13 protein-coding genes are annotated in these 15,478 nt (G+C 64.7%); 4 read left to right on the forward strand and 9 right to left on the reverse strand.

What is annotated here, in order from left to right:
• Positions 1-22: 22 nt before the first annotated feature.
• Positions 23-1,270 (reverse strand): ABC transporter substrate-binding protein, encoded by a 1,248-nt coding sequence (locus A8G08_RS07475; RefSeq protein ID WP_068272207.1) that lies wholly within the window; start codon positions 1,268-1,270, stop codon positions 23-25.
• A gap of 333 nt (positions 1,271-1,603) precedes the next feature.
• Between A8G08_RS07475 and A8G08_RS07480 the strand changes: the two genes are divergently transcribed.
• A complete protein-coding gene (locus A8G08_RS07480; RefSeq protein ID WP_068272210.1) occupies positions 1,604-2,899 on the forward strand; it encodes an amidohydrolase family protein in 1,296 nt (431 codons plus the stop codon).
• A 79-nt stretch (positions 2,900-2,978) separates the two neighbouring features.
• Here A8G08_RS07480 and A8G08_RS07485 read toward each other — a convergent pair whose 3' ends face one another.
• The 4 genes from A8G08_RS07485 to A8G08_RS07500 all read right to left on the reverse strand — a co-directional run bounded on the left by A8G08_RS07485 (position 2,979) and on the right by A8G08_RS07500 (position 7,141).
• Complete coding sequence (locus A8G08_RS07485; protein ID WP_068272213.1) at positions 2,979-4,055, reverse strand: NAD(P)H-dependent amine dehydrogenase family protein; 1,077 nt, start codon at positions 4,053-4,055, stop codon at positions 2,979-2,981.
• A 9-nt stretch (positions 4,056-4,064) separates the two neighbouring features.
• The gene (locus A8G08_RS07490) at positions 4,065-5,060 is read right to left on the reverse strand and encodes an LLM class flavin-dependent oxidoreductase (RefSeq protein ID WP_068272214.1); all 996 of its coding nucleotides are present in this window, start codon (positions 5,058-5,060) and stop codon (positions 4,065-4,067) included.
• 73 nt (positions 5,061-5,133) lie between these two features.
• Positions 5,134-5,976, reverse strand: coding sequence for an SDR family oxidoreductase (locus tag A8G08_RS07495; RefSeq protein ID WP_068272215.1), 843 nt, complete (start codon positions 5,974-5,976; stop codon positions 5,134-5,136).
• A 55-nt stretch (positions 5,977-6,031) separates the two neighbouring features.
• Positions 6,032-7,141 (reverse strand): ABC transporter substrate-binding protein, encoded by a 1,110-nt coding sequence (locus tag A8G08_RS07500; RefSeq protein WP_068272218.1) that lies wholly within the window; start codon positions 7,139-7,141, stop codon positions 6,032-6,034.
• Between the two features lie 267 nt (positions 7,142-7,408).
• Between A8G08_RS07500 and A8G08_RS07505 the strand changes: the two genes are divergently transcribed.
• The 3 genes from A8G08_RS07505 (at position 7,409) to A8G08_RS07515 (ending at position 11,169) form a co-directional block, all read left to right on the forward strand.
• Positions 7,409-8,689, forward strand: a complete 1,281-nt coding sequence (locus tag A8G08_RS07505) for an amidohydrolase family protein (protein WP_068272286.1) — start codon at positions 7,409-7,411, stop codon at positions 8,687-8,689.
• Between the two features lie 139 nt (positions 8,690-8,828).
• Positions 8,829-10,106: a TetR/AcrR family transcriptional regulator gene (locus tag A8G08_RS07510; RefSeq protein WP_068272289.1), complete on the forward strand. Its 1,278-nt coding sequence runs from the start codon at positions 8,829-8,831 to the stop codon at positions 10,104-10,106.
• A gap of 271 nt (positions 10,107-10,377) precedes the next feature.
• Positions 10,378-11,169, forward strand: coding sequence for a lysophospholipid acyltransferase family protein (locus tag A8G08_RS07515; RefSeq protein WP_084436018.1), 792 nt, complete (start codon positions 10,378-10,380; stop codon positions 11,167-11,169).
• 13 nt (positions 11,170-11,182) lie between these two features.
• On the opposite strand, the gene A8G08_RS07520 is transcribed toward A8G08_RS07515, so the two are convergent.
• The 4 genes from A8G08_RS07520 to A8G08_RS07535 form a co-directional block, all read right to left on the reverse strand.
• Entirely contained in the window at positions 11,183-12,406 is a 1,224-nt protein-coding gene (locus A8G08_RS07520; RefSeq protein WP_068272220.1) for an alpha/beta hydrolase, read from the reverse strand.
• 137 nt (positions 12,407-12,543) lie between these two features.
• On the reverse strand, positions 12,544-13,713 hold the full coding sequence (locus tag A8G08_RS07525) for an RNA polymerase sigma factor (RefSeq protein ID WP_068272224.1): 1,170 nt from the start codon (positions 13,711-13,713) through the stop codon (positions 12,544-12,546).
• The gene (locus A8G08_RS07530) at positions 13,713-14,120 is read right to left on the reverse strand and encodes a YciI family protein (RefSeq protein ID WP_068272227.1); all 408 of its coding nucleotides are present in this window, start codon (positions 14,118-14,120) and stop codon (positions 13,713-13,715) included. Before A8G08_RS07530 ends, A8G08_RS07525 begins: the two co-directional genes overlap by 1 nt.
• Positions 14,121-14,250: 130 nt before the next feature.
• Complete coding sequence (locus A8G08_RS07535) at positions 14,251-15,456, reverse strand: cytochrome P450 (protein ID WP_068272230.1); 1,206 nt, start codon at positions 15,454-15,456, stop codon at positions 14,251-14,253.
• Between the last annotated feature and the right edge of the window lie 22 nt (positions 15,457-15,478).

The raw sequence follows: 15,478 nt of genomic DNA on the forward strand, positions 1-15,478 counted from the left end.
CTTAGCCTCTCCGTCCCTAAGCTCAGGCGCCGATGGGTGCGAGATCGACGGGCACACCGTCGGCATTGACCTCACCGACGAGCAGCGTGCGGCTGCAGATCGACTTCAACTGCGGGAACGACGTGCCGTCACAGGTGAAGGTGATGCCGCCGCCGGCGGGCAGGGCAACATCCTTGGTCGAACGCAGCGCCTCGGTGATCGCAGCCGGGGTGACGTCACCCTGGATGCCATTCGCCGCGCGGACCAGGCCGAGCACCGACTGGTAACCCGAGGAGCCGTAACCGGCCGGGCTCAGGCTCGGCGCGTACTTGGCCAGGACCGTGCGGTACAGCACCGAATCCGGGTCATCGGAGTTCGGGTCCACCGCGGTGAATCCGATCGAGTTCTGCATCGCGGTGGTACCGACGGCCTTGACGACGTTCTCTTCCACGCACGTCGGGACGAGGTACTTCTCCTGCGTAGGCGCGACCGTCTGCATGGTCCGGAGCACCGAAATGCACAGCGCACCTTCACCGAGGATGCCCACCGCGTCCGGCTGATTCGCCAGTCCGGCGGTCAACTGCGGGGTGGGGTCGGCGGTACCGGGCTCGATCGGGACCACCTTGACCTCGACGCCCTTCTCCTTGAAGACGGGCTCGGCGAAGGTCTGCACGATCGCGCCGACGCCGCCACCGTTGCTCACCGCGATCGCGAACTTCTTCGCGCCGTGGTCACCGGCGTAGGCGGCCCAACTGTTGATCACGCCCGGCATACCGGCGGTAAGCATGTACGAGTTGGGGGACATCATCTCCGCGGGGGCGACGCCGTTCAGACCGACGAACGGAATCCCCGCGCCCGTGAGGATCGGGAGGATCGCGCCACCCTGCGAGCCACTCGGGTGAATGACCGCGGCGACCTTCTGCTCGACCATCTGGTTCGCGCACGAGGTGGCGGACGCGGTGTCCTCAAATTCCTTACAGGTGATCAGGTCGATCGGATGCCCGGCGAGGCCGCCTGCGTTCTCGTTGACGTACTTGACCGCGGCCTCGGCGCCGACACGAATCTCGGGGATCGAGACCATGGGGCCGCCCTCGAGCGTGATGAGGCCGATCTTCACCGGCGTGCCGGTGGCCGGCTGGGCCGGCAACTCGGTGGTCGGGAGCGACGCCAGGTCACCGCTCTCGGAGCTCTCGTCGCTACTGCAAGCGGTGATGCCGAGCAGGCCAACCGCCAGCAGCGCACACGAGCTGAGGGCCGTCCGCCTCAGCCGTGCCGAATTGCGGATTCGCATTGAGAACTCCTTCTGTACGTACCTGGACGTAACGCCAGTGCTGTGCACCACATATACATCAGAGGGGTGACGCACATCACGCCGATGGTTGGCAGAAACCTACGCACGGATTTTGGACTTGTCAACTGTATAGACATGTGTCCAGTCGCCATGGCAGCCGACTCGATGCGGAATCGCCACTACCGCGAAATCACCCATACCGGGCGCTACCAGCAGGTCGCCGGACCTTTACATAACTCGCCCGCACTGTCACGATCGTCAAACCGGCACAGGAAGCCTTTTCGCATTCCGCCGAACCGCTCACGGAGTGCGTCCGCAGCGGAAGGAACGCGCGTGAACAAAGACGACATGATCCTGATCAGCGTGGACGATCACATCGTCGAACCACCCGACATGTTCACCAATCATCTGCCGAGCAAGTACCTCGAGGACGCGCCCCGCCTGGTCCACAACCCGGACGGCTCGGACACCTGGCAGTTCCGCGACACTGTGATTCCGAACGTCGCGCTGAACGCCGTCGCGGGCCGCCCGAAGGAGGAGTACGGTCTCGAGCCGCAGGGCCTCGACGAGATTCGTCCGGGCTGTTTCGACCCCAATGAGCGCGTCAAGGACATGAACGCAGGCGGCGTGCTTGCCACCATGAACTTTCCGTCGTTCCCCGGTTTCGCCGCGCGACTGTTCGCCACCGACGACTCCGACTTCTCGCTTGCGCTCGTGCAGGCCTATAACGACTGGCATATCGACGAGTGGTGCGCGTCGAACCCCGGCCGGTTCATCCCGATGGCGCTCCCGGCGATCTGGGATGCGGAGCTCTGCGCCGCCGAGGTGCGCCGTGTGTCGAAGAAGGGTGTTCACTCGCTGACCTTCACCGAGAACCCTGCAGCACTCGGATACCCGAGCTTCCACGACGACTACTGGACGCCACTGTGGAAGGCCCTCGTCGACACCGACACGGTGATGAGCGTGCACATCGGATCGTCGGGCCGGCTGTCGATTCCTGCGCCGGACTCACCGATGGACGTGATGATCACGCTGCAGCCGATGAACATCGTGCAGGCCGCCGCCGACCTGTTGTGGTCGAAGCCGATCAAGCAGTATCCCGACCTCAAGATCGCGCTGTCCGAGGGCGGCACTGGCTGGATTCCGTACTTCCTCGACCGCGCCGATCGCACCTACGAGATGCACTCCACCTGGACGCATCAGGACTTCGGCGACAAGAAGCCCTCCGAGGTATTCCGCGAGCACTTCCTGACCTGCTTCATCTCGGACCCGAACGGCGTCAAGAATCGCCACGACATCGGCATCGACAACATCTGCTGGGAAATGGACTACCCGCACAGCGACTCGATGTGGCCGGGCGCTCCCGAGGAGTTGCACGACGTTTTCACGACGTATGACGTCACCGATGACGAGATCAACAAGATCACGCACGAGAACGCGATGCGCTGGTACTCGTTCGAACCGTTCAAGCACGTGCCGAAGGAGCAGGCGACCGTCGGCGCACTGCGCAAGTCCGCCGAGGGCCACGACGTCTCCGTGAAGGCGCTGTCCCACCACCGCGAGAGGTCCGGATCCAGCTTCGCCGAGTTCCAGGAGAAGGCGAAAGCGGTCGCAGGCACGAAGGATTGATCGGGGGCGAAACTTTCGGCCCGTTTACACACTTTGCACCCGGTTGAGAGTGGCCCGGGGCGCGATCGCAATCGCGAAACTACTCGAACACGTGCCGCGGCAACGTGTTCGGCAGGTCGAGCGAGGTGAGCAAACCCGGCCGGGCATCAACCACGTACGGCACGGCGTTGACCACGCGCATAGCCGTGGCGGACATCGCGGCCCGGCCGGCGCCATGACCCTCGGCGGCGCCGAGTGTCATCTCGCAATGAATATCCGGGTCACCCTCGATGTCCACTCGGTAGGTCGCATCGTTGTCGACACTGAGCCAGTCGGGCGCGACGTCGCGTGACATCCGGATGATGTGCTCGATCACGATTGCCTCGCGCCCATTGACGACACCGGCGGCGGTGGTGCTCACCGCGCCGCAGGTGCCTGCTGGGATCGTGCCGAACGCGACCTCGATATCGCGGTCGGTCAGACGCCGGTCCAGCGTGCCGCGGATCTCCTCGACCTCGACGCCCAGTCCGTCAGCGATCAACCGGATCGGCGCGTTCCAGGCCAATTCGATGAAACCCGGTGTCTTCAGCATTGGTTCGAAGTCGAGCGGGCGGGCGAATCCCATCCCGTTGATCATGACGTCGGCGACAGGGTAGTGGTCGTTGAGCGAAACCTCGGTCACCTTGATCGTGCGGATGGACTTCGACTGCGTGGTCAGCAGCAGGGCGAGTTGGTCCGAACCGAATCCGGGAAAGATGCCCGAGGCATAGAAGGAAGCGTTGCCGCTTTTGGCGGCGACCTCGAGCCGGTCTCGCCAGTCGGGCAGGAAGTACGAGGCTGGGTACACCAGGCTCGTCGAGGTTGTCGACACGACATTGATGCCCGCAGCGAGCAACCGCTCGTAATCGGGTAGCGCGCCCGCATCGCGCTCGGGGCCACTGGCCGCGTACACCACGCAGTCCGGCTGCAACGCAATCAACGCGTCTGCGTCATTGGTCGCCGTCACACCGATCGGGTCGCGCCCGGCGAGCACTCCCGCGTCCTTACCGACCTTGTCCGGGTTGTGCACCCACACCCCGACCAGTTCCAGATCGGGCCGACGCTGCACCGCGTCGACCGCGTTCGAGCCGACGCCGCCAGTCGACCACACCACTACCCGTTTCGTATCCGGTCCCACGCTCGCTCCTCAGTTCGTGGCAGGTTCTTTGGATTGGCGGCTGCGCTTCACCGCGTTCGCCGCGTGTTCGAGGTAGCGCCAGGCGATTTCGGGTGCGAGCCCGCCGCATAGCGGGGCGAGCGGAAGCAGGCGACCGCCCGCGACAGTCTCGGCCGCCTCTGCAACCGAGATGATCCGATACGGGCCATTCTCAGCACGGAGTTCGGCGACGGTCCTGGCCCTCGAGATGCTGGCGACCGTGTCGTCGCCTGGCCGGTACGACGCGGCCATGAGCGCGTCGTGCTGCAGGTGCGGTCCCAGTTCGTCCCACGCGCGATCGATATCGTCGGCGACAAATACCGCAGTCGGACCGGTCGGATCGGGGAACTGCACGAAGCCGGGTTCGTGCCCGTGGGCGCGGCACTCCGCCTCGTAGATGTCTTTCAGTTCGGGCCGGTACGTCTGCGATACAAGTCCGAGCCCCTGTCGCGCCGCACGCCGGGCCGCGGCGGGGCTGCCGCCGGCGATCATCACCGTCGGACCAGCGGGTGTGCTACAGGACGGTGTGACGGTGATGCGTCGGCCGTCGTAGTCGACCGAGTTGCCGCGCAGGAGGTCGAGCAGCAGTGGTAGGTACTCATCTGCCATCGCACCACGGCGATGCGGGTCGATCCCGAAATGCTCGTATTCCGCTGCGCGATGGCCGATTCCGAGCGCGTAGATCACGCGACCCTTGCTGATGAGATCGAGCACTGCCATTTCCTCGGCGAGGCGAACCGGGTCCCATAGCGGGAGAACGACGGCGGCCATGATGATCGACAGCGTGGAGGTCCGTGCGGCGATCGCGGAGGCGAGCAAGGTCGGCGCAGGCAGGTGCCCGTCGTCGGCGCCATGATGCTCGGACAGCACCGCGAGCGCCGCGCCGCGCGATTCGGACCAGGCGCACATGTCGATCGCCGCCGCGTAGAGGTCTGCCGCGGGTGCGCCGAATGCAGGGGCGCGCAGATCGAAGCGAAGCGTGAACATCGATCCCTCTCGATGAGTAGGGATGGCTCGGTGCCATATCGCACCGAGCCACCGCTTCCGGCCCCCCGGGTCCTTATCCGAACTTCACTTTGCCCATGAGGATGTCCATGATCGGCTTGCCCGGCGCGTAAGAACCGGTGATCGACGACATGGCGTGACCGCTGTCCACGATCAGGGTGACGCCGCTGATCCCGCTCGCCGCATCGCTATTGAGGAAGATCATCGCGTTGCCCTGCTGCTCGGGCGTATGAACCGGCGCACCGGTGGCCTCGCGGTAGTCCTTCGCGAAGCCGAGCCACAGGTCTTCATTCGCCCGCGCGAGCGGCGTATCGGTCGGGCCGGGGCAGATCGCGTTGATGCGGATTCCCTTGGCTCGCAATGGATAGGCCTCCATCGCGACGTAGGCGTTGATCGCAGCCTTGCTGAAGCCGTAGTGAATGAAGCCGTCCGACTCGTGCGCAACGCACCACTTGTCCGCCGATTCGAAATCGGGGTTGGCCAGGAACTCCTGCACCTGCTCCAGGTTCTCCTCCCACGACATCCCGGCTACCGAGGAGATGAAGCAGATAGCCGAACCCGACTGCACACGGTCGGTGGACACCAGGCGTTCGATGAGGTGCCGGTGGCCGATGAAGTTGGCGCGCATGAGATCCGGCCCGTCTGCGATTCCCGCTGCAGAGAAGACGGCATCGAGCGTCCCGTCCAGGTCGTCGATCGCGGCATTGATCGACTGCGGGTCGCGCAGGTCCATCTCGATCGCTTTGTCGACGTCGTACGTCACCGGCGCAATGTCCATCACGGTGACGTTGGCGCCGAGGGATCGCGCGGTCTGCGCGGCAGCCGCGCCCATGCCGGTGGCGCCGCCGACGACGAGCACCCGCTTTCCGGCGTATCCGAATAGATCCGCAACCGTCATCGTTTTCTCCCTGATTTCTCGTCGGTGGATATGAACCGTCTCTGGTGTTCGGCGGCTATTCGCCGAACCGGTCGATGAGGTGCGAGGTCCACCCATCGGAATTGAGCTGTCTGGCAACGAGATAGCCGGGCCCCATCCAGCCACGGCGGGTCCAATTCCCGAACGAAATACGCGTGCCGGGTGCTCCGGAGGCGGCGGGCACCATCTTCACGCGCTCGAGCGCCTCCTTGACCCCCCGCGGGCTCAGCGGATGCGCGTTCGCCAGGGCACGCAGGATGGTCACGGCGACATCCCGATTGACCACCGGTACACACCATTCGGGGCGACGGCCGGTCACCGTCGCGAATTCGTCGAGGAACTGCTGGCCGACCGGATTGTGCTCGTCGTACTGGTCGACGCCGGTCCAGCCCATGAAGGCGTTCCACATAACGGGATTGATCCAGGCATTCTGGAACGCGGTGCCTGCGAATCTGGGCGGGTCCCAATCCAGCTCGGCCAGCACCGGGTTGACGAAGACGATGCCGAAACCGAAGCCGCAGTGCACAATTGCGCCGGCCTTGGCGTCATGCAGGGCTCGCACCGCCTCGCTCGTGTCTTGAGCGGTTTGCGCGATAGTGATCTCGGCGGTGATCCGGATGCCGCGTTCTGCACAAGCCTTGCGGAAGTTCGCGATATAGGCCTCGCCGACAAGGGATTTCTCCATCAGCACGCCGACGTCGTTGTGACCGCCCTTCACGAGCAGGTCGGCCCAGAAGATCGGCTCGTCGAAGTGCGATCCCATCGGCAGCGCGAAGAACCACTCGCTCAAGGCCTCGTCGGAGCCGGTCACGCTGAGTGCCGGGACCTTGAATTTCTCGCCTAGTACTTCTCGGATCGCGACCGCGTTGTCGCCGATATGGGGACCGAATATGACGAGGCACCCTTCCTCGACAAGCTCCTCGTAGGCATCGATGACCGCCTTGACCGACCCCTTCGGCAAACCCTCGACCTCGCGGTAGATGACCTCGATGGGCCGGTCGATCAGGCCGCGCTCGAGTGCATCGGCGAAGACCATGTCGAAGGGGATCGTCAGGTCGTCTCGCCGTTCCTGCGGGTAGTCGTCGGACAGCACGAAATCCATCAGATAGCCGACTTTGATGGGCTGCGCAGCGCTCTCGTAGGACATGCCACTCCTTGGTGGATGAAACCTAACTTTTGTTGCACATTAGCCAGAGCGGCTATGCCCGTCAACGGTTCTTCCTGGTCTCAGAGTCGGTGCCGCCCCAGTTCGCCTCGTTGGGCGTGCGGGCATTGACCTAAATTCTGTTCACTCGTATCGTTCAACGCACCGACAAACGAGTGGGGCGGGGCCTCGCCGCGAGGTCGCTTTCCGCCCCGCCGCCTATTCGCCGTAAGTGCCGTGAACACCCGTTGCGAATACCAGGAGCGCAGCATGAATATGGATGACTTCGTCCTTGTCTCGGTCGACGATCACCTCGTCGAACCACCCGATCTGTTCGACAACCACATTCCCGCGAAGTACAAGGACGACGTACCCAAGCTGATCACCCGTGATGACGGCACCAACGCCTGGGTGTTCGAGGGCCAGGAGGCGACCAACGTCGGACTCAACGCCGTCGCCGGCCGCCCGCCGGACGAGTACGGCGCCGAGCCGACCAAGCTGAGCGAGATCCGCGAAGGCTGCTACAACATCGACGAGCGCATTCGCGACATGAACGCGAACGGTGTCGCCGCGTCGCTGAACTTTCCCTCGTTTCCGCAGTTCACCGGGCAGTATTTCGCCCGCGCCAAGGACAAGGACCTCGGCCTCGCAGTCCTGAAGGCGTACAACGACTGGCACCTCGACGAGTGGTGCGGGGCCCACCCCGGCCGCATGATCCCGCTCGCGCTTCCGCCGATCTGGGATCCGCAACTCATGGCCGACGAGGTGCGCCGGGTCGCAAAGAAGGGCTGCCACGCCGTCACGTTCTCGGAAAACCCGGAGAAGCTGGGTTACCCGTCGCTGCACAGCGACCACTGGGATCCGTTCTGGCAGGCCTGCAATGACGAGAACACCGTCGTCTGCCTGCACATCGGCTCGTCGTCGTCCGTCGTCATCACCTCGCTCGACGCGCCGGTGGACACGATGATCACGCTGCAGCCGATGAGTATCGTGCAGTGCGCTGCCGACATCATCTGGTCGCCGCTGCTGCGCAAGTTCCCCGACCTGACCATCGCGTTGAGCGAGGGCGGAATCGGCTGGATTCCGTATTTCCTCGAGCGCATCGACCGCGTCTACACGATGCACCGGCATTGGACGCACCAGGACTTCAAGGGTCGTCTGCCCAGCGAGGTGTTCCTGGAGCGGATCGTCACGTGCTTTATCGACGACGGTTTCGGCATCGAGAACCGCGACAAGCTCAATGTCGACATGATCACGTGGGAGTGCGACTACCCGCACTCGGATTCGACCTGGCCGCTCGCACCCGAGTCGCTCGCCAAATACGTTCAGGGCGTGTCGGATTCGGATATCAACAAGATCACGCACGAGAACGCGATGCGACTGTTCTCCTTCGATATGTTCTCGAAGATCCCGAAGGACCAGTTGACGGTCGGTGCGCTGCGCGCGCAGGCCACCGATGTCGATCTCGGATTCCGGTCGTCGGAGCGACTCAAGAAGGTTGGCACCGACACCGTCAGCGTGCTCGACCTCGCGAAGAGCCTGCCGTCCTGACCGATCGCGGATGGCCCGGTCGCTCCGCTCCCGCGGCCGGGCCGTCCGGGCGTGACCCGTTCCAAGTGCACAATGGCTGAATGACCACGGACCCGACCGCTGTGGAGGTGTTGTGGCGCTCCAGCATCCAACCGATGCGGTGACACCGGCCGTGGCAGCCGACGCCGCCGATTCCCGGGAGACCAGTCGGCGCGAGGAGATCCTGCAGACCGCCGAGGCGCTGATCGCCACGTCTGGCCTGCGCACGTCATTGCAGGAGATCGCGAAGGCCGCCGGCATCCTGACCGGCAGCCTGTACCACCATTTCGATTCCAAGGAAGCCCTGCTCATCGAGCTGATTCGCCGATATCACGGCGAGCTGACCCAGGTTGGCGAGGACGGCCTACGCCGCCTCGATGCGGACGATTCCGCAAGCGTCGACGACCGGGTCGTCGAACTCGGTTCGGCGATCGCGCACTGCGCGGTGCGCAACCGCGCCGGGCTGCAGATGTCGTTCTACGAGGCGCCCACCGAGAGCGCCGAGCTTGTCGAGTTGCTCGCTCAGCGGCCGCAAACTGTGCAGGACGCGATGGTGCAGACCTTGCGCGCCGGCCGGTGGAGCGGCTACCTCCGCCCCGATCTCGAGTTGGGCCCGCTGGCCGACCGGATGTGCCAATCGATGCTGCACGTCGGCCTGGACGTCATCCGGCGTGACGCCGAACCCGACGAAGTCGCCGCGATGCTTGCGCGAATCATGCTCGACGGGTTGGCCGGCAGGATCGTCGACGACGCCGAGTTGGACTCGTCGCCCGCGATGACGTCCGCGGATTCGATCATCGCGACCTGGGCGATCAGCGACTCCAAACCCGTTGCCGATCGGACCGCGCATATTCGCGCGGCGGCTCTGAAAGTGTTTGGGCGCAAAGGATTCGAGGTCACGACGATTCGAGATATCGCGGCGGCGGCACAGCTCAACCCAGCCACGGTGCATCGGGTGATCGGCTCGAAGGACGAACTCCTCGCCTCGATCATGCATGCGTTCGGCGAGAAAACGAGCACGGCTTCGATCGCCGTCCTCGAATCCGATTCCACGTCGATCGAGAAGCTCGACGCGCTCATCTGGATCCATATCAACGCAGTGCTGCAGTTTCCGGACGAGTGGAAGATTCAGCTCGCGTGGATGCGCCAGTCCCCGCCGGACAACCCCGATCCGGGGCATGCGTTCGGGCTGATGATGGAATGGTTGGAGCGCCTGCTCGCGGCCGGAATTGCCGATGGCGATATTCGGATCGACGCGGCGGATCTCGCATTGCTCTCGCGCTGCGTAATGGATGTGCTGTGGATGCCGGAAAGCATCATTCGTGAGCTCGGGCCGCGGCCCGCGCTCGTGCTTGCGCGCGACACGGTGATTCGGGGAATCGTGCGCCGCGAGGCGTGAGAACCGACTCAACCAATCGGTCGCTTGGGCGACAATTGTTGTGTCACTTCAATTCTGACACCTTCGTACCACTTGATCGTTGGGGTTGCGAAACCGCGACACAGCCCGCATTCTGGTACTGGTAGTAGCGTTTCGTCCCGGGGGCAGGTGACGGCGCACGCACGGCGAAATATCGGGGGATGCATCGCCGCGGCACACGCTGGCATTTCGAGTGGTCCCCTTTTGGGTACAGGACAACTACCGGCCGATGTTGACGACGTTTGGAGGGGGAATGACCGTCTCGGAGATCCGCCAGTGGGATCCCACGGTGACCCAGCAGATCAAATACTGGGCCGGACCAGTGGTGAAGAAGTGGTTCAGGACCGAAGTACGCAAGATGGACAAGATCCCGTCGCACGGGCCCGCATTGGTGGTGTCCAATCACTCGGGTGGGATGTTGACCCCGGACGTTCTGGTCTTTGCGCCAGAGTTTTACGAGCATTTCGGTTACAACCGGCCGCTATTCACGCTGGCCCATTACGGCGTATTGCTCGGACCGACCTCCACGCTGCTGAACAAGCTCGGTGTCATCCACGCGGACCGCGAGAATGCCGCGGCGGCGCTGCGGTCGGGCGCGGTTGTGCTGGTCTTTCCCGGCGGGGACTACGACTCGTACCGGCCCTCGTTCGATCACACCATCGATTTCAACGGTCGGACCGGGTACATCCGCACCGCGCTGGAAGCCGATGTACCGATCGTTCCGACCGTCTCGATCGGTGCGCAGGAGGCCCAGCTGTTTTTGACGCGCGGCAACTGGCTCGCCCGGAACCTGGGCCTGAGCAAGCTGCTCAGGTTGAACATCCTGCCGGTGAGCGTCGGATTCCCCTTCGGGCCCAGTGTGCTGTTCCCGCTGAATATGCCGCTGCCGACCAAGATCGTCGTCGAGGTGCTCGACCCGATCGATATCAGAGTGCAGTTCGGCCCGGATCCGGATATCGATGAGGTCGACGCCTACATTCGCGCGCAGATGCAGGAGGCATTGGACGCATTGGCGAGCGAGCGCCGCTTCCCCGTGATCGGCTAAGCGCGCACCCGAATCAGACGACCTCGCCGGCGGCCGCCACGCGGCGGGACCGCACGATGCTGTTGAGGAACAGCCCGACGGCGATATTGACTGCGGCCGTGCGTGGGCCGTCGAGGAGATCGAATCCGTGTCCGGCGCCGGGCAATTCGAGGTAGCCGACCTCGCTCTTTGAGTGGGAGCGGAGTTGCTCGACGAAGGCACGCGCCTCGCCGACGGGGATCAGACCGTCCCGGCTGCCGTGCACGACCAGGAACGGTGGAGCATCGGCACGCGTGCGGACTACCGGTGAAGCCTCCCGGTAAAGCTGGGGGTGCCGCGCCCGCGTGCGCTTCACCACGACGCGCTCGAGGAACTTCACGAAGCGCTTCCGCTCGACCGTCGAGTTGTCGGCCCAGTCGTAGCGTCCATAGAGGCTGACCACCGCATCCACCGACGTATCGGCATCGGCCGGCAATTCGGTGTCCCACTGCGGATCGTCAGGAGTGAGTCCGGCGAGGGATGCGAGATGACCGCCGGCCGAACAGCCCGCGATCGCGACGAAATTGGGGTCGCCGCCGTACTTGCGAGCGTTCGCGCGTGCCCAGGCGACGGCGGCCTTCACGTCCTGGATATGGCGCGGCCAGCGATGCTGCGGGCTGGTTCGGTACTGCATACCGAGACAGACCCAGCCCTGTTCGGCGAGGTGGGACATCAGCGCGTGGCCCTGCAGGATCCGGCTGCCGACCACCCACGCGCCGCCCGGGACGTAGAGCAGGACGGGCGCCGGCTTCCCGGGCAGCCGCTCGCGCCGCCACACGTCTAGCTTCTGGGACGGATCGTCGCCGTACTGCACCGCCTGGCGGTAGACGTACTTGCGCTGGCCACGCGCTTCCACCCAGGGCGCGGACTCGCTCGGCGCCGGCCACGGCTGGGCGAGCTCATCGGGCGCCACGATGCCCTGCAGGGCGGCGAGGGCCAGTTCCGGCGCCTGCGCTTGCTGGCTCCGCTTACGGTCGGCTCTGTTGGAACCCTTTTCGGACTTGCGTCGCGTCGCGAGATTGTCCGGCAGATAACGAGCACCCCACACGCCGAGCGCCGCGACCCCACCCAGCGGGGCAAGGCTTCGGCCGATGACGGGAAGGGAGGACGGCGCTGCGCTCAGCTCGATCAGGTAGTCCGCGGGACGGGCCCTGGCAATCCATTCGGCATACGCGCGCACGGTTGACCTGCGGTTCTGCTGGGCAGAATCACTGCTCATTGCACTTCTCCGACGTTGGAGGGCGGCTACACGGGCGGCCGACTGGTCACAATATACAAACAGCGTCCAGGTTTAGATCGGCGACCATCCCGAGCTGTTACCCATCGTGGCGGAAATGATGCATTGCCGATTCCGGCTCAGCCGTCCGTGCTCGAAAGGCGTTGCCGGAGAGTCGCCGCCTGGAGCGTGAGGTGGTTTCGCTCGGCAATGTTGTGCGCCTGCGCGGCGGCGTCCACGTAGAGCTCCGCGGCCGTTGCCGTGTCACCAGCCCGTTCATGCAGGTAGGCGGCAGATGCGGTGTAGCGCGGAAGTTTCGGGTCGAGTTGGGCGAGCGCGGCCAGCCCGGCGTGCGGGCCGTCGGCCTCACCGACCGCGACGGCACGGTTGAGCCGCACGATGGGGCTGTCGGTGATGGCGACCAACTCGTCGTACCACTCGACGATCTGCACCCAGTCGGTTTCGTCGGCGCTCTGCGCGTCGGCGTGCAGCGCGGCGATGGCGGCCTGTGCCTGGTACTCGCCGAGCCGGTCACGGGCCAGCGCCGCCTGGAGTATCGCGACACCCTCGGCGATCAGGTCGCGCCGCCACAGGTCTCGGTCCTGCTCGCCCAGCGGCACAAGGCTGCCGTCCGCGCGAGTGCGTGCCGGGCGCCGGGCGTGGTGGAGCAGGAACAGTGCGAGCAATCCCGCGACGTCCGGATCGTCTGTTGTCGAGGCCAATTGACGGGCGAGGCGGATCGCTTCGGCGGCGAGATCGACGTCGCCGCTGTATCCCTCGTTGAACACCAGGTACAGCACCCGAAGCACGGTGCGCAGGTCACCGGGCCGGTCCAAGCGAACATCGCTCACGATCCGCTTGGCCCGGCTGATCCGTTGCGCCATAGTCGCTTCCGGCACCAGGTAGGCCTGTGCGATCTGGCGGGTGGTGAGCCCCCCGACTGCCCGTAGCGTCAGCGCCACGGCCGACGCAGGCGTGAGGCTGGGGTGCGCGCACAGGAAGTAGAGGTGCAGCGTTTCATCCACGGACGCTGCCGGTCCCGGCTCGGGCTCCTCGAAAACGCGAACCTCGCGTTGCTGCCGCGCCGTGTCCGAGCGCGTGAGATCGATGAAGCGTCGCCACGCCACGGTGATCAACCAGCCCTTGGGGTCGTCGGGAGGTTGGTTCGGCCACGTCTCGACGGCCCGGAGCAACGCTTCCTGAACCGCGTCCTCGGCGGTCGCGAAATCGGCCCCGCGGTGAACGAGGGCGCCAAGGACGCTCGGGATCAGCGCCCTGATCTGCCCCTCGTCCACCGCACCGGCGGTCATCACTCTGTGAAGGTGGGCGCACCGGTCATGAATGGCCGGAGTTCGAGCCATTCGTGGATCGGCTTGCCACCGGCGCCGGGCGCCGCGGACAGTTCGCCGGCCAATTCGACGGCACGGTCGTACGAGTCGACGTCGATGATCATCCAGCCCGCGATCAGGTCCTTGGTCTCGGCAAACGGGCCATCCGTGACCGCCGGCTTGCCCTCGCCGTCGTAGCGAACCCAGGCACCCGTCGGCTCGAGAGCCTGTTCGCTGACGAACTCTCCCGTGCCTTCCAGCTTGGTCGCGAAATCGCGCATGTACTGGATGTGCGCCTGGATTTCGGCAGGTGCCCACTGGTCCATCGGCGCGTTGTTCACCGAAGCCGGAGCGCCTCGGTAGTGCTTGAGGAGCAGGTACTTCGCCATGACATTCTCCCTTCGAGTTGCGACCCGTGTTGGTCGCGTACCCCTGGGACGGAGTCGTTGCGGCGTTCTCGACATCCGCTGGCGAAAGCTTTTCACGCCTCGGCGACTGGGGCTCTCAGGTCGCTTGGGTTCATCGGATCCTGACCGGCATCTGAGCCGGGCCGCGCACGCTCGAGGTGTGTCCCATCTTGATGTTGGCGTGGTCAACCTCCCAGTCGGGCCAGCGCTTCAAGACCTCCTCGAACGCCACCCGCGCCTCGAGCCGCGCCAACGCCGAGCCCAGGCAGAAGTGAATGCCCTGCCCGAAGCTGAGATGCCCCTCCTTACGGTGGATATCGAAGCGGTTGGGATCGGTGAAGCGTGTTTCGTCACGATTGGCCGATGCGTTGAGCAGCAACATGTATGACCCCTCGGTCACGGTGTGCCCATAGTGCTCGACATCGCGGGCGACATAGCGCGCCTGCACTGGTGATGGCGGCTCGAACCGCAGGGACTCCTCCACCGCGCCAGGGATCAGAGATGGATCGGCGACGAGTTCGTGCCGTTGATCGGGATGGTCGCCAAGCAATCGCCCCATAAATCCGATCAGCCGCGCAGTGGTTTCATTCCCGGCACCGGCGATCATCGCGGTGTAGGCAAGAACCTCGTTGCGGTCGAGCTTCCGAATCGTCCCGTCCTGCTCCTCCACCTCCGCGTTGAGGAGTTCGGTCATCAGGTCGTCCGATGGATGCGTCGCCCGCCATTCGATGTACTCGGCGAACGCCGTTAGCGACTCCGCAAATATCTCCAGGCTGATGTCGGCGCTGCCCTCCTCTCGATGGCCCACGTCGATGCTTCTGTCGGTGATATCCCGGATGTGCTCCTGGCCTTCCTCGGGGATTCCGAGTAGGTAGCCGATCGTGCGCATCGGCATGATCGCGCCGAGGTCGCGGACGAAATCGAACTCGTCTGCATCGCGCAGGGGATCCAGTGCGCGCGAACAGAATCCACGCACCAGATCCTCGACGGCCAGCATTCGTCGCGGCGTGAACACCCGGGACAGTAGGCGCCGATGCAGATCGTGGATAGGCGGGTCCTCCCACAGCAGAATGCCGGGCGGCACCTCGAGGCCGCTGAACAACATGTCGGCTGTCGTGCCGCGCCCCGACCGGTACGTCTGCCAATCCGGCAGAGCCGGCGCGACGTCGTCATAGCGGCTCAGCGCATAGAAGTTGTACTTCTCGTTGTAATAGAGCGGAGCCTCCGCGCGCAACCGCTGCCAGGCGGGGTACGGATTGTCGTCGATATCGGTGTCATAGGGGTCGTAGTACACATCGACAACGGGATCGGTAGTCATTTTCGGATCGGCCTTCCGATTA

The organism is Aldersonia kunmingensis (assembly GCF_001646865.1).
Classification (GTDB): Bacteria; Actinomycetota; Actinomycetes; order Mycobacteriales; family Mycobacteriaceae; genus Aldersonia; species Aldersonia kunmingensis.